Raw genomic sequence first — 14,313 nt, forward strand, 5'->3', positions numbered from 1 at the left:
GCGCGTGCGCGAGCGCCGGGCCCGCCGCCGCGACCACCGCCGGCCGGTCGGCGGGAACGGGCACGCGCTGCCGGGCCTCCAACCAGGCCGCCGCGCTCGACACCACGCTCACCGGCCGGTCACGCAGGGACGGCAGTGCCGCCCACGGCAGCGTGTGCAGCACCCCGGCAGGGACCACCACCAGCGGCCGATCGCGTAGCGCGGCGGCGAGCGGCCCGAGCAGCATCTCCTCCAGCTCCGCGGCGGCGGCCCCGACCGGGCCGTCGCAGGTGCACGGTCCGCATCCACCAGCGCCGCCGGACGTCCTCGGCCCGGATTCGTCAGGGCCGCTGGAGGTGCGTAGCGCGTACCGGAGCCGTACCAGCGCCTCGGCGATCGCGTCCATCGCTCCCAGGCGCCGCAGCGCGACACGCTCGGGGGTGATCACCACGGCCAGCAGCGAGCCGTCCTCGGCGACGAACTCCACCAGGGCCGAATCGCCCAGCGCCGCCCGCACCTGCTCGGGATCGGCCAGGCAGGCGGCATGCCGGGGAGCGGTCACCGACCGCCACCGCTCGGCCCAGTCGAACACCTCCGCCGCGTCGCCGTCGCGCACCGCGAGCCGCAGCCCGAACGCCGCCAGCCGCTCGCCCGCGCGCGCCGCGTGCGCCCGCAGCGACGGGTCGTCGAACGTCTCCGCCTGCCCGCCCACCTCGGCCAGCCCGTCGCGGACCGCGCTGAGCGCCCCCGTGACGTCCTCGCGCGCCGCCGCCTCCAGCGCGAGCGCGTGCTGGCGCACCAGGGGCGGCACCTGTGACGCCTGCGCCAGGTGCTTGGCCTGCAACTCGGAGGCGAGCGAGGTGAGCTTGGCGCCCGCGGGCATGCGGTGCCTTCTGGCGTCCAGGGTGAGGCGGGCGAGCTGGGCGGAGGCGGCCGGACGGTCGTCGATGGCCAGCGCCGCCTCGGCCGCGGCCAGGCGCAGCGCGGCGGCTGCCGCCAGGTGCCGGGCGCCGTCCTCCATCTCGTCGGCGCACCCGACCAACTCGTCCACCAGCCCGGACGTGGGCCCCTCCAGCGCCAGCCGGGACCGCAGCACCACCTCCCTGGCCAGCGGCAGCCACGCGTCGCGGTCCTGCGCGGCCAGCTCCCGCGCGGCGCGCTCCGCGACGGCCAGCGCGCGCCGCGCGTCACCGGTCAGCAGTTCCACCTGGGCCAGCTTCAGCCGCGCCTCGGCCAGCGCCACGTGCGCGTCGGACGTCTCCAGATCCGGCACGGCCAGGCTGAGCAGCGCCCTGGCCTCTCCCGGCAGGTGCGCGGCCAGCAGGGCGCCCGCGAAGTCGGCCCGCATGGTGGCCAGCCGCTCGGGGAAGCCGAACAGGGTGTCCTCGGCGGCGCGGTAGTGCGCGAACGCCCCCGCGATGTCGCCGCGCCGCACCGCGAGGAACGGCAGGTTGGCGGCGGCCAGGCGGGCCAGGTGGTCCAGCCCGGCCTGCTGGGTGATCTGCAGGCAGGCGGTGATGTCACGCATGGCGGAGTCCCAGTCGCCGCGGTAGGCGTGCACCAGGCCCCGGTTGAGCAGCCCTCCCGCCAGGAACCTGCGGTCGTCGAGGGTGCCGGGCGCGGTGACGAGCGCCACCAGCGACCGGTCGCAGGAGGCGATGGCCTCCTGATAACGGCCCAGGTGGGCGAGGGCCACGGCGCGTTGCGTGTCGAGCTTGGCCCGGTCGAGCGGCGACAGGTAGGCCCACGCGAGCGCGGCCACCCGTAACGCCTGGAGGGGGTGGCCGCGCTCGGTGCGCACGGTCACCAGCGAGAGCCTGGCCTGCGCGATCCGCTCGCCCGGCGCTCCGCAGGTGGCGATGGCCCGCCTCAGGTAGCCTTCGGCGGCTTCCAGATCGCCCAGCTCGCGGACCGACAGCGCCAGTGCGCGCAGCGCCACGACCGCTGCTTCGACCGCGCCAGTCCGCTGGGCGGCTCGAAGCACCGCCCGTCCGGCGTGGAACGCCTGCTCGGGATCGATGACCGACCGCGACACGGCCGCGTCGGCCGCCGCGACCAGCGCGTCGCGCTCCTGGAGGCCGGGCCGCGCGGCGTGGTGCTCGGATGTCGGCATCGTGCCGCCTTCGGCTTCGCGCAGGGGCCAGGGTGCGGACCTGGCCCCTGCCTCATGGGCGGATACGTACCCACCTGGTCTGGACGGGGGGCTGGCCAGGACGGTGGCACACCACGCTGAGCCAGCCCGGAGGCAGGCCGGTGGCCGCGAACTGGCCGGATCGGGACAGACGCCGGGTGAGCGTCAGATGCGGGGTCCGGACGTCGACCCGGCTGCCCTCTCCGGGATGCGGCGACACCTGCCCGGCGACGTCGATGAGCCCGTCGCCCACGGCCACCTCCAGGTCGAAGGTGAGGCCGGCGGCGACGAACCGGACCATGTGGGGACCGTCTGCGCCGCGCACGCCGCGGGGTGCGGCGCGTTCGGCGGGGTTGGCGGTCACCGCTTGCGAGACCCGCAGCCCGAAGGCGTCACGCGCGGCGGCGGACACATGCCCAGGGATCGGGTCGTTCCCGGCAGCGAGCCGGAGGGCCGCAAGGAAGTATTCGTCGTTGTTCATTGCACCGTCTCCTGTTGTGAGATCAGGGTGCGCAGTTTGTTCAGGCACCGGGCCCTGGTCGGACCGACGCTGCCTGCTGGAACCCCCAGCCGCATCGCCACCTGCTGGCTTCCTTGGCCCGTTGCGACCAGCAGGAGCAGAGTGCGGCATGGTTCGTTGAGCGTGGAGACCGCCTGCCAGAGCAGACGGCTCCCGTCGGCTTCGAGGACCGCCGACGCTGGATCTGGATCGAACACGACGTCACAGAAGGGAAGGCCCGGAGGCTCCTTCCTGAGAATCCGAATCGCCTCGCGGCGCGTGGTCGTCGCCAGCCACGCACCGATGCCCGCGGGGTCACGGATGGTGTGCAGATGCTCCAGCAGGCGCAGCCAGGCTCCCTGGACCGCGTCGGCGGCATCGGCGCTGTTCAGACCACACGCACGGGCGACCGCCCACATGCGCGGCCCGAACCGGGACTCGAGCTCGTCCCAGGCGGTGCGGTCGTCGTCAGCCGCGGCTTTGAGCAGCTCCGCCGGCTCGCGTGGCTCGTCCATGCTGACTCCTTGCCGTACCTCACAGGAGGTCAAAGCTGCCTCCTCGTGACTGGCCGGGGACTGAGCGTAAACTCTACAGACTCGACGGGACGAGAACTCCCAGATCGGGAATTTGCCGGGCCCCCTCCAGATGGAGCAGCCCCTTGACCGCGTCGTGCACCGGCCGCTCCTTGGCCGCGTCGGCGATGGCCCCGGCGACCAGCGCCGTGGCGAAGGACGTGCCGCTCCAGGTCGCGTATCCGTCGAACTCGCCTCGCTCCAGGAAACTGCTGGTCAGCCACTCGCCCCGGGCGCAGGCGTCCACCCAGGACCCATGCGCGGAGAACGGCGCGCGCCGCTGCTCGGTGGGGTCGACGGCGCCCACCGCGACGACGCCTGTCAGCGCGGCTGGCCAGAACGGTCGCTCGCTCCCCGTGTTGCCCGCGCAGGCGACGGCGACCGTGTCGGGCATCGAGCCGAGCGCGTCGGCCAGCAGGGGCGGCGGCCGGTCGTCGAAGGTGTGGCCGCCGAAGGAGAGGTTGAGCACCTGCAGCGGGAGCTGCCGCATCCGGTGCAGCGCGCGCACCACGCTCGCCTCGTCGCCCACGCCGTTCGCGTCGAGCACCCGGCTGACCCGCAGCGAGGCGCCCGGCGCCTGGCGCAGCAGCAGGCCCGCGACGAACGTGCCGTGCCCGGCCTGGCCGCCCTCGGTGGCGTCGGCGCTCTCGGGGCCCAGTTCGGTGTACCAGCCGCTGTTGGCCCACCACGGATGCCGGGCCACGCCGGTGTCGAGCAGGCCGATGGTCACCGGCGAGCGCGACCTGCCCTGCCGGTAGTGCACGGGCTTGACGGGGAACGGCCTGCTCGCGGGCCCGCCGAAGAACAGCGGCTGGCCGGCGAACACGTGGTTGGGCGAGGCCCTGAACCCCTGTTCCCGCAGCTCCATGGCGATCTCGCAGGGGTCGGCGCCGGGTGTCAGGTGGAGCACGCACACGCCGTCGGCCTCGGCGACCGCCTGGGTCCAGCGGGCCGCGGCGGACAGCGCGCTGCGGTCGGTCAGCACCTGACCTGGCCGGATCAGTGCTTCACCGACTGATTGGATGTCCATGAGCCGGTATCTTTCCTCGCTCGGGCCCGTGTCACGCGCCACAGCCGCAACAACTTGGTATGGCCCCGCACTGGTGTCCGATGGCAACCGACGGTAGTCTCTCCCTAGTCACTTGTGATCATCCCGTGTCGAGGCCGTTGGGGAAGGCGCACCTCGTACCGAATCGGGAGGTCCGGTGTCTGCTCGTGGCGTGCTGTACGTCCACTCGGCTCAGCCCGCGCTGTGCCCTCATATTGAATGGGCGGTCGCGGGTGTCCTTGGCGTGCCCGTAGATCTGACGTGGACACCCCAACCTGCCGCGCCCAATGTCGTGCGGGCGCAGGCGGAGTGGGAGGGCCGTCCGGGCATCGCGGCGGCCATCGCCTCCTCCCTCATGGGCTGGCAGCGCCTCCGTTTCGAGATCACCGAGGACGCCTCGTCCGGTGTCGACGGCTCGCGCCACGCCTACACGCCGACGCTGGGCGCCTTCACCGCGGTGATCGGAGCCGCGGGTGACATCATGATCCCTGAAGACCGGCTGCGCACCGTGATGATGACGGCCTCCCAGGGGCGGTGCGTGCTGGAGGACGAGCTCGACAAGATGCTCGGCAGGCCGTGGGACGAGGAGCTGGAGCCGTTCAGGTACGCGGGCGACGGCGCGCCCGTCCGCTGGCTGCACGCGGCGGTGTGACCCGGGAACGCCGATGGGGCCCCGCGCCTGAACAGGTGCGGGGCCCCATCGGATAGGCCGGGTTACAGCGGGATGTTCCCGTGCGCGCCCCTGGCCGGGGTCGCCTGCGCGAGGACCTTGGCGATCGCGCCGCGCGTCTCCTCCGGCTTGATGACCTCGTCGATCACGCCGATCTCCTGGGCTCTGGTCAGGCCGCCGGCGAGCTTCTCGTGCTCGGCGGCGAGCTGGTGCTCCAGCGCCGCGCGCTCCTCCTCCGACGCCGCCGCCAGCTCGCGCCGCTTGAGGATGCGCACCGCGGCGACCGCGCCCATGACCGCGATCTCGGTCGTCGGCCAGGCGAACACCTTGGTCGCGCCGAGGGCGCGGGAGTTCATCGCGATGTACGCGCCGCCGTACGCCTTGCGGGTCACCAGCGTGACCCGCGGCACGGACGCCTCGGCGAACGCGTGCAGCAGCTTGGCGCCGCGGCGGACCACACCGTCGTGCTCCTGGCCGACGCCGGGCAGGTAACCGGGTACGTCCACGAGGACAACCAACGGCACTCCGAAAGCGTCACACATACGAACGAAGCGGGCGGCTTTCTCGGCGGACGTGGCGTCGAGGCAGCCGCCGAGCCGCATCGGGTTGTTGGCGATCACTCCGACCGTCCGGCCACCGAGACGGCCGAGCGACGTGACGATGTTCGGCGCCCACTTGGGGTGCAGCTCGATGCCGGGCTCGTCGAGCAGGCCGTTGACCAGCGGCTTGACGTCGTAGGCGCGGCGGGCCGACTCCGGCAGCAGGCTGGAGAAGTCGACCTCCTCGATGCCGGACGAGCGCACCCGGCCCTGGTGGCCGAGCAGCGAAGCGAGCTGGCGCGCCTTCAGCAGCGCGTCGGTCTCGGTCTTGGTGACGACGTGCACGACGCCGCTGCGCTTGCTGTGCGGCTCGGGGCCGCCGAGGGAGGCCGCGTCGACGTCCTCGCCGGTGACGCTGCGGACCACGTCCGGGCCCGTGACGAAGATGCGGCCGGAGTCGGCGAGGATCACGAGGTCGGTGAGCGCGGGGCCGTAGGCCGCGCCGCCGGCGGCGGCCCCGACGACCACGGAGATCTGCGGCACCACGCCGGACGCCTTGGTCATCGCGGCGAAGACCCGGCCGACGGCGTGCAGCGACTCGACGCCTTCGGCGAGTCGCGCACCGCCGGAGTGCCAGATCCCGATGACCGGCACCCGCTCGCGGACGGCCACGTCGTAGGCGTGCACGATGTGCTCGCAGCCCTCGCTGCCCATCGCGCCGCCCTGGAAGCGGGCGTCACTGCAGAAGGCGACGACGGGGACACCCTCGACGCGGCCCATGGCGGCGAGCACGCCGCTCTTGTCCTCGGAAGTGATCAGCCGCAGCGAGCCCTCGTCGAGCAGCGCGGTCAGACGGACGACGGGGTCGCGGGGATCGGCAGGCTCCTGATCGGAACCGGGCGTCACCACCCGGTTGTCGAGGACGGTCACTCAAGCCCCCTTAAACACGACGGCCGCGTTGTGGCCGCCGAATCCGAACGAGTTGTTGACCGCGGCGATGTCGCCTTCCGGCAGTGCGCGGTTCTCGCCGTAGACGAGATCCACTTCGATGCCGTCGTCGAGTTTGTCGAGGTTGATGGTGGCGGGCACGATGCGGTGGTGCAGCGACTTGATCGTGAAGACCGACTCGATGCCGCCCGCGCCGCCGAGCAGGTGGCCCGTCATGGACTTGGTGGAGGTGACCAGCGGGTGCGTGCCGATGGCCTTGGCGACCGCCTGGACCTCGATGACGTCCCCGGCGGGGGTCGAGGTGGCGTGCGCGTTGACGTGCTTGACGTCGGCGCCCGTGACGTCGGCGTCGTTGAGCGCCTGGGTCATCGCCATGATGATGCCCCGGCCCTCGGGCTCGGGCTGGGTGATGTGGTGGGAGTCGGCGGAGTAGCCGACGCCCGCTGCGTAGGCGTAGATCCGCGCGCCGCGCGCCTTGGCGTGCTCCTCGGACTCGAGCACCACGATGCCCGCGCCCTCGCCGAGCACGAACCCGTCGCGGTCGCGGTCCCACGGCCGGGACGCGCTCGCCGGGTCGTCGTTGCGGGTGGACATCGCGCGTGCCGCGGCGAACGCGGCTATGTTGAGGCCGTGGATGGCGGCCTCGGTGCCACCGGCGACCACCACGTCGGCGCGGCCCGCCCGGATCATGTCCATGGCGTAGCCGATGGCCTCCGCGCCTGAGGCGCAGGCGGAGACGGTGGCGTGCACGCCGGCCTGGGCGCCGAGGTCGAGGCCGATCCAGGCGGCGGGGCCGTTGGGCATGAGCATCGGCACGGTGAACGGCGACAGCCGGTTCCAGCCGCGCTCCTTGTAGGTGTCGTAGGCCGAGAGCGTGGTGTTGATGCCGCCGATGCCGCTCGACACCACGACCCCGAGCCGCTCGCGCGCCACGTCGGGCGCGCCCGCATCCTGCCAGGCCTCGCGCGCCGCCACCAGGGCGAACTGCTCGCTGCGGTCGAGACGGCGAGACTCCGGCCGGGGCAGCACCTCGGTCGGGTCGACGGCGGCCGTCCCCGCGAACTTCACGGGGACGGTGTCGACCCAGTCCTCGGTCAGGGTTCTGACGCCCGACTGACCGGCGAGGAGCGCCGACCAGGTCGAGGTGACGTCTCCACCGACGGGCGTCGTCGCGCCGAGCCCAGTGACGACGACACGTACCCGGTTTGCACTCACGTTTCGCGCTCCTTGATCGATCAGCGGGGATGCGGTCAGTTCTGGATGAAGGTGAGGACGTCCTTGACCGTCTTCAGGTTCTTGAGCTGGTCGTCGGGAATCTCGACGCCGAACTCGTCCTGGGCGGCCACGGCGATCTCGACCATCGACAGGGAGTCGATGTCGAGGTCGTCAACGAAGCTCTTCTCGGGGGTGACCTCCGAGGCCGGAATGCCGGTGATCTCGTTGATGATCTTGCCGAGGCCCTCGAGGATCTCCTGCTCGCTGGCAGCCATGTCGCTAGTTCTCCTTTGGATTTTCTGGGTTCTGTACGGCTCGCACCGTACAAGCTGTGTCAGGTACGGCGAGCCGTACCGGATCCTACGGAATCTCGATCACTTGGCCCGCATAGGTCAGGCCCGCGCCGAAGCCCAGGGCCAGGGCGAGCCCGCCGGAGCGGACCTCGCCTCGCTCCACCATGCGTGAGAGCGCTAGCGGGATGGACGCGGCCGAGGTGTTCCCGGCGGTGACGATATCGCGAGCGATGACCGCCTTGTCGGCGCCCAGCTTACGGGCGATCGCCTCGATGATCCGCAGGTTGGCCTGGTGCGGGACGAAGGCCGCGAGCTCGGACGGATCGACGCCCGCTCGCTCGCACGCCTCCTTGGCCACCGGGTGCAGCGCGGTGGTGGCCCAGCGGAAGACCGTCTGACCCTCCTGGTGCAGGAAGCCGTCGCGGTCCTGGATGATGATGGCGTCGGACTTGTCGCCCGCGCTGCCCCAGACGACCGGCCCGATGCCCGGCGTGTCGGACGGGCCCACCACCGCGGCTCCGGCGCCGTCGGCGAAGATCACGGCGGTGGACCTGTCGGTCCAGTCGACCCACTGCGACAGCTTCTCGGCCCCGATGACCAGCACGTTCCTGGCCGCACCGCCGCGCACCGCCGCGCTGGCCGTGGCGAGCGCGTAGCAGAACCCGGCGCAGGCCGCGTTGACGTCGAAGGCGCCGGGGGAGTTGATGCCGAGGCGGTGGGCCACGATGGCGGAGGCGTTGGGGATCTGCGTCTCGAGCGTGCAGGTGGCGACGATGACCAGGTCGATGTCGTCGGCCGACAGGCCGCTGGCGGCCAGCGCCTTACCGCCCGCCTGGGCGGCCATGTCCTCGACGGACTCGCCGGAGGGGGCGACCCTGCGCTCCTTGATGCCGACGCGTGACTGGATCCACTCGTCGTTGGTGTCCATGTTCTTGGCCAGGTCGTCGTTGGTGACGACGGTGGCCGGCTGGTAGTGGCCCAGGGCCAGTACCCTCGCGCCGGGGGCGACGTCGGGAATCCTCATTTGATCAGCTCCCTGGCCGCATCGAGGTCGTCGGGTGTCTTGAGCGCCACGGTCTCGACACCCTTGAGCCCGCGCTTGGCCAGGCCGGTCAGGGTGCCGCCTGGCAGCAGTTCGATCATCCGGGTGACTCCGAGGCCGGCCATCGTGGCCATGCAGGAATCCCACCGGACGGGGTTGCTTACCTGGCCGATCAGCCGCTGGAGCAGTTCGGCGCCGGTCGTCACGACCTGGCCGTCGGCGTTCGACAGCAGCTTGACCCGCGGGTCGGCGGGGACGATGGTGGCGGCGGCCGCGCGCAGGTGCTCGACGGCCGGGGCCATGTGCGTTGTGTGGAAGGCGCCGGCGACCGACAGCGGGATGAGCCGCGCCCTGGCCGGTGCGTCGTCCTTGAAGGCGGCGAGCTGCTCCAGCGTGCCGCCCGCCACGATCTGCCCGGCGCCGTTGATGTTGGCGGGGGTCAGGCCGTGCCTGTCGATGGCGGCCAGCACCTCGTCCTCGACGCCGCCGAGGACGGCGGTCATGCCGGTCTCGGTGATCGCGGCGGCCTTGGCCATGGCCTGGCCGCGCTCGCGGACCAGGGTGAGCGCCTGCTCGGGCGTCAGTACCCCGGCCAGCGCGGCGGCGGCCAGCTCGCCGACGCTGTGCCCCGCCAGCAGGTCGGGGGTCGCGCCGAGCGCCTCGGCGGACGCCAGCGCGGCGGCCACGAGCAGGGGCTGGGCGATCGCGGTGTCGCGGATCTCGTCGGCGCCGGCGGTGGTGCCGTAGGCGATCAGATCGAGCCCGACGATCTCGGACCAGGCTGCCAGCCGGTCCGACAGGCCGGGAAGCTCAAGCCAGGGCGTCAGGAAACCTGGAGTCTGGGCACCTTGGCCCGGAGCGACGAGTACAAGCACGTAATTCACCATGCCCTGTAGAACTCCAACACGAGGGTAAGGATCCGTACGAACTTTGTCCTCGGTCTTTTGTAAGAACCCCACAGTGCGGGTTTCGGCGCGATTACGTTAGCGCCCGCCAGGTAACGGCGCTCTCCGAGAGCCTCCCGAGGATCAGCCCGACCTGGAGCGTGAAGGCCGACCTGCCCTCGGTCGGCTGGTAGCCGGTCAGCTCGGTGATCTTCTTGAGCCGGTAGCGGACGGTGTTCGGGTGCACGAACAGCAGCCGGGCGGTGGCCTCCAGCGAGGTGCCCTGCTCCAGGTAGGTGGCCAGAGTATCGAGCAGCGGCGTTCCCGCCAGCGGCAGGTAGACGTTCTCGACGAGCTGGCCCCTGGCGTCGCTGTCGCCGTCGAGCGCCCGCTCGGCCAGCAGGTCTTCGGCGTGCACCGGGCGGGGCGCGTCGGGCCAGCCGGCCGCCGCCTTCAACCCGGCCAGCGCGGCCCTGGCCGATCTGGGGGCGGCGTGCAGGTCGGGAACCTCGGGGCCGATGACGATCGGGCCCTCGCCGAAGCGGGCCACCACCTGCCTGGCGGCTTCGTGCACGCTGCCCGCACCGCCGACGATCACGATCAGCCGGTCGGCCTGCACCCCGGCGAGCAGGTCCATCCCGATGCGGCGGCCCTTCTCGCGCAGCCCGTCGATCACCGCCCGCGGGTCGTCGTCGGGCGCCTGCCCGGCGATCACGACCACGGGGGAGGACGTCCAGCCGAGCGCGGCCGCCCACGAGTGCAGCCCGTCGTCGACCTCGCCGCGCACCAGCGCGTCGACGATCAGGGCCTCCAGCCTGGAGTCCCAGGAGCCCCTGGCCTCGGCCTCGCGGGCGTAGACGTGGGCGGCGGCGAACGCGACGTCGCGGGTGTAGCGGAGCATGGCCTGCTCCAGTTGGTCCTCGCCGCCCGGCGCGGCCAGCTCGTCGGTGCGCGCCTCGACCACCTCGACCACGATCCGGACGATGTCGACGGTCTGCTGGAGCGAGATCGACCGTTTCAGCTCGCGCGGGGCCGTGCCGAAGAACTCGATGCTGGGCGTGGGGCGGTTCTCGCCGGCGTGCTGGAACCACTCCACGAACGCGGCGATTCCCGCCTGGGCGACCAGCCCGACCCAGGATCGGTCCTCGGCACTGAGCGCGCGGAACCACGGCAGCTGGTCGTCCATACGCGCCATGGCCGCGGTGCCGAGCGAGCCCATGGCGCGCTCCAGCCTGCGAGTGGTGTCCTCACGGATGCGGTCCGTCACGCCTACCAGAGTGCCAGGTCCACTCAGATGACTGCGACGGCCGTGATGAGCCCGATGGCCAGGTGCGTCACCGCGAGCAGCCGCGCGCCTGGTTGCAGCTCCTCCTCCTTGACCAGGTCGCGCACCGAGATGCCGACCAGCTTGTCGAAGACCAGCATGGCCACCGTCTGCACCACGATGCCGACCAGGCCGAACACGACGGTGCCCGCCAGCCCTTCGAGCAGCCGGCCGCCGGACGACCAGATGGACGCGGCGACGATGAGGCCGACCGCGGCCAGCGCGGAGGTGGCCAGCAGGGTGGCGTTCGGGTTGCGCTCGGTGCGGATGACGGCGCTCAGCTTGCCGGGCGTGGCCATGTCGATCACGTAGAAGCCGACGATCAGCAGGACCACGCCGACGGCGGCGTAGGCGGCGATGGCTCCGGCGCCGCGGGCGAGAACTTCCAGGAGGGACATGCTCACTCGATTCGGTGGGGGACGAAGGACGAGGTGTCATCGGTGATCAGGCCGGTCGTCTCCCTGATGCCCAGGCCGGCGGCCTCGTCACCGACCACCCAGGCGCCGAGCACCGGACGCTGACCGTCGAACTCGGGCAGGGCCTCGAAAGCCTGGAAGACGTGGCCCTCCTGGCCGTAGGAGCCCGGGGTCTCGCTGGTGCCCGACGGGGTCACGATCCGCATGGACGCGCCCTCCCTGCCGAGCAGCGGCTTGGAGATGTACGAGGTCAGCTCGCGAGGGCCGTCGAGGTAGGCGGGCAGCAGATTGGGGTGGCCGGGGAACAGCTCCCACAGGATCGCCAGCAGCGCCTTGTTCGACAGCAGCGCCTTCCACAGCGGCTCGATCCAGGTGGAGTGCCGTACCGCGTGGCGGCCGAACGCGTCGGCCAGCATCCACTCCCATGGGTAGAGCTTGAACGCCGAGCGGATCATCCGCTCCTCCATGTCGACGAAGCGGCGGTTCAGCGCGTCCCAGCCGATGTCCTCCATGGCGATGGCGACCGTGTGGCGTCCGGCCTGCTCGGCGGTCTCCTGGAGGTAGGCCAGGGTCATCGCCTCCTCGCCGGTCTCGTCCATGTTCGTCCAGGCGAAGTGGGTCGGGCCCGGGGGCAGCGCCAGCTCGCGCCAGCGGTCGATGAGCCGCTCGTGGACGGAGTTCCACTGGTCGTCGCCGGGGTGGACGTCCTTCAGCCAGAACCACTGCACCACCGACGACTCCACCAGCGAGGTCGGCGTGTCGGCGTTGTACTCCAGCAGCTTGGCCGGGCCCGTGCCGTCGTAGCGCAGGTCGAAGCGGGCGTACAGGTAGGGGTCGCGCCGCTGCCAGGAGCGCGCCACCTCCTCGGCGGCCCATTCGGGGATGGCGAAGTCGGCGAAGCGGCCGGCCGAGACGACGTGCTCGACCGCCTCAAGGCACATCCCGTGCAGCTCCTCGACCTGGGTCTCCAGGTCCTCCACCTCGTCGAGCGTGAAGACGTAGTGGGTGGACTCGTCCCAGTAAGGGCGGGTCAGCCCTTCCGGGTGGGCCGTGCGGTGGTAGGGCAGGCCCTGGCTCTCGATGATCTTCTCCCAGCCGTCCCTGGGAGTGCCATGCTCGCGCCGCACCGATCAGCCCCCGCCGCCCCAGTGGCTGCCGAAGCCGCCGCGCTGGATGCTGCGCCCGTTGCGGCTGCTGATGTTCACGTCCGACGGGCGGTAGGTGGTGCCGGAGCGGACGCGGCTGCCGTGTCTCGTGCCGCCGTAGTACCAGTGGTAGGCGCCGCGGGAGCCGTTGTAGAAGTAGTGGTTGTTGCCGCTACCGCCACCATCGTCGTCATCGTCATCGCCGTACGCGTAGGCGGCGTCATCCTCGCAGTAGGAGTCGTCCACGACCTCGTAGGTGCCGTCGGGCAGCTGGGTGGTGGTGTCGATGCAGTCGGCCGTGACCTCTTCGTCATCCGCGGCGCAGCCGGTCAGCAGGACCGACACGAGGCCGACGATGGTCAGCGTGATCACCCTGGACGATTTCGACCGCGGTGGTGAGGGTGGCACCGTTGGCGACATTTGCCCCATAAGCTCCTGCCTTCATTGGCCGATCAGCCTAGCGGTCCCGTCCTGGCATCTCCATACACGGAGTTGCCCATGACTAGGGTAGGAATTGCCACATGACCCCTGTTGAGGCGTTGCGTGAGATCGCCTTCCTCCTGGAGCGGGCGGCGGAGCCGACGTACCGCGTACGGGCCTTCCGGCGCGCCGCCTCCGTCGTCGCCGACCTGCCGGACGACGAACTCGCCCGGCTCGCCCGCTCGGGCGGCCTGGGGCAGCTGCCCGGCATCGGCAAGGTCACCGCGCTGGCGATCACCGAGGCGCTCGACGGGCAGGTCCCGACGTACCTGCGCAGGCTGCGCGCCACCGAGGGCACCGACCTGGACGAGGAGAGCGCCGCGCTGCGGGCGGCGCTCAAGGGCGACCTGCACAGCCACTCCGACTGGTCCGACGGCGGCTCGCCGATCGAGGAGATGGCCGAGGCGGCCAGGGGGCTCGGCCACGAGTACCTGGCTCTGACCGACCACTCGCCCCGGCTGACCGTCGCCCGCGGTCTGTCGGCAGCCAAGCTGAAGAGGCAGCTCGACGAGGTCGCCAGGCTGAACGAGCGGCTCGCGCCGTTCAGGATCCTGACCGGCATCGAGGTGGACGTCAACCTCGACGGCACCCTCGACCAGGAGCCCGAGCTGCTGGAACGGCTCGACGTGGTCGTGGCGAGCGTCCACTCCAAGCTGCGCATGAACCGCTACGAGATGACCCGCCGGATGGTGACCGCCATCGCCAACCCGCACGTGGACGTCCTCGGCCACTGCACCGGGCGGATCGTCCAGGCCGGCACCGCGCGGGGCGGGCGCAGGCCCGAGTCGGAGTTCGACGCCGAGCTGGTGTTCGAGGCGTGCCGCCGGTTCGGGGTGGCCGTCGAGATCAATTCCAGGCCCGACAGGCTCGACCCGCCCAAGCGGCTGATGCGCCAGGCGTACGAGAGCGGCTGCCTGTTCTCGATCGACTCCGACGCGCACGCGCCCGGGCAGCTCGACTGGCAGCGTTTCGGCTGCGAGCGGGCCGCCCGGTGCGGCATCGAGGCCGACCGGATCGTCAACACCTGGCCGCTCGCCGACCTCCTGGCCTGGACGGGCGAGGACCCGGCGAGGACGTGAGACGCTGCTGGCGCCCGTCCGGCGAGGACGTGAGACGCTGCTGGCGCCC

General features: G+C 71.8%; 15 protein-coding genes. 2 read left to right on the forward strand and 13 right to left on the reverse strand.

The features are described from left to right. From ABZ297_RS20685 to ABZ297_RS20700, 4 genes are all read right to left on the reverse strand, one after another. Nucleotides 1-2,092 (reverse strand): hypothetical protein (locus ABZ297_RS20685; protein ID WP_355348306.1); only part of this gene is annotated, 2,092 nt, incomplete at its 3' end. A gap of 52 nt (nucleotides 2,093-2,144) precedes the next feature. Next, nucleotides 2,145-2,591: a hypothetical protein gene (locus ABZ297_RS20690; RefSeq protein WP_355348309.1), complete on the reverse strand. Its 447-nt coding sequence runs from the start codon at nucleotides 2,589-2,591 to the stop codon at nucleotides 2,145-2,147. After that, complete coding sequence (locus tag ABZ297_RS20695; RefSeq protein ID WP_355348312.1) at nucleotides 2,588-3,124, reverse strand: sigma-70 family RNA polymerase sigma factor; 537 nt, start codon at nucleotides 3,122-3,124, stop codon at nucleotides 2,588-2,590. Before ABZ297_RS20695 ends, ABZ297_RS20690 begins: the two co-directional genes overlap by 4 nt. A 73-nt stretch (nucleotides 3,125-3,197) precedes the next feature. Continuing rightward, nucleotides 3,198-4,211, reverse strand: a complete 1,014-nt coding sequence (locus tag ABZ297_RS20700) for a S8/S53 family peptidase (protein WP_355348315.1) — start codon at nucleotides 4,209-4,211, stop codon at nucleotides 3,198-3,200. A gap of 175 nt (nucleotides 4,212-4,386) precedes the next feature. Between ABZ297_RS20700 and ABZ297_RS20705 the strand changes: the two genes are divergently transcribed. Next, nucleotides 4,387-4,881, forward strand: coding sequence for a DUF3145 domain-containing protein (locus ABZ297_RS20705; protein ID WP_350807175.1), 495 nt, complete (start codon nucleotides 4,387-4,389; stop codon nucleotides 4,879-4,881). Between the two features lie 62 nt (nucleotides 4,882-4,943). On the opposite strand, the gene ABZ297_RS20710 is transcribed toward ABZ297_RS20705, so the two are convergent. The 9 genes from ABZ297_RS20710 to ABZ297_RS20750 form a co-directional block, all read right to left on the reverse strand. Continuing rightward, entirely contained in the window at nucleotides 4,944-6,368 is a 1,425-nt protein-coding gene (locus ABZ297_RS20710; RefSeq protein ID WP_355348319.1) for a carboxyl transferase domain-containing protein, read from the reverse strand. Further along, nucleotides 6,369-7,601, reverse strand: coding sequence for a beta-ketoacyl-ACP synthase II (gene fabF, locus ABZ297_RS20715; protein WP_355348322.1), 1,233 nt, complete (start codon nucleotides 7,599-7,601; stop codon nucleotides 6,369-6,371). Between the two features lie 35 nt (nucleotides 7,602-7,636). Next, complete coding sequence (locus ABZ297_RS20720) at nucleotides 7,637-7,876, reverse strand: acyl carrier protein (RefSeq protein ID WP_350807180.1); 240 nt, start codon at nucleotides 7,874-7,876, stop codon at nucleotides 7,637-7,639. Nucleotides 7,877-7,961: 85 nt separating this feature from the next. Then, complete coding sequence (locus ABZ297_RS20725; RefSeq protein ID WP_355348327.1) at nucleotides 7,962-8,918, reverse strand: beta-ketoacyl-ACP synthase III; 957 nt, start codon at nucleotides 8,916-8,918, stop codon at nucleotides 7,962-7,964. Next, nucleotides 8,915-9,811, reverse strand: coding sequence for an ACP S-malonyltransferase (locus ABZ297_RS20730; RefSeq protein WP_355348330.1), 897 nt, complete (start codon nucleotides 9,809-9,811; stop codon nucleotides 8,915-8,917). Before ABZ297_RS20730 ends, ABZ297_RS20725 begins: the two co-directional genes overlap by 4 nt. Before the next feature lie 103 nt (nucleotides 9,812-9,914). Further along, nucleotides 9,915-11,039 (reverse strand): helix-turn-helix domain-containing protein, encoded by a 1,125-nt coding sequence (locus tag ABZ297_RS20735; RefSeq protein WP_355348506.1) that lies wholly within the window; start codon nucleotides 11,037-11,039, stop codon nucleotides 9,915-9,917. A gap of 71 nt (nucleotides 11,040-11,110) precedes the next feature. Continuing rightward, nucleotides 11,111-11,542: a DUF350 domain-containing protein gene (locus ABZ297_RS20740; protein ID WP_355348333.1), complete on the reverse strand. Its 432-nt coding sequence runs from the start codon at nucleotides 11,540-11,542 to the stop codon at nucleotides 11,111-11,113. A 2-nt stretch (nucleotides 11,543-11,544) separates the two neighbouring features. After that, entirely contained in the window at nucleotides 11,545-12,687 is a 1,143-nt protein-coding gene (locus ABZ297_RS20745) for a glutathionylspermidine synthase family protein (protein ID WP_355348336.1), read from the reverse strand. Nucleotides 12,688-12,690: 3 nt separating this feature from the next. After that, nucleotides 12,691-13,077: a hypothetical protein gene (locus ABZ297_RS20750; protein ID WP_355348339.1), complete on the reverse strand. Its 387-nt coding sequence runs from the start codon at nucleotides 13,075-13,077 to the stop codon at nucleotides 12,691-12,693. 149 nt (nucleotides 13,078-13,226) lie between these two features. Here ABZ297_RS20750 and ABZ297_RS20755 point away from each other — a divergent pair, with 149 nt between their 5' ends. Further along, nucleotides 13,227-14,264, forward strand: a complete 1,038-nt coding sequence (locus ABZ297_RS20755; RefSeq protein WP_355348342.1) for a PHP domain-containing protein — start codon at nucleotides 13,227-13,229, stop codon at nucleotides 14,262-14,264. Nucleotides 14,265-14,313: the final 49 nt, after the last annotated feature.

Source organism: Nonomuraea sp. NPDC005983, from assembly GCF_040614375.1.
GTDB lineage: Bacteria > Actinomycetota > Actinomycetes > Streptosporangiales > Streptosporangiaceae > Nonomuraea.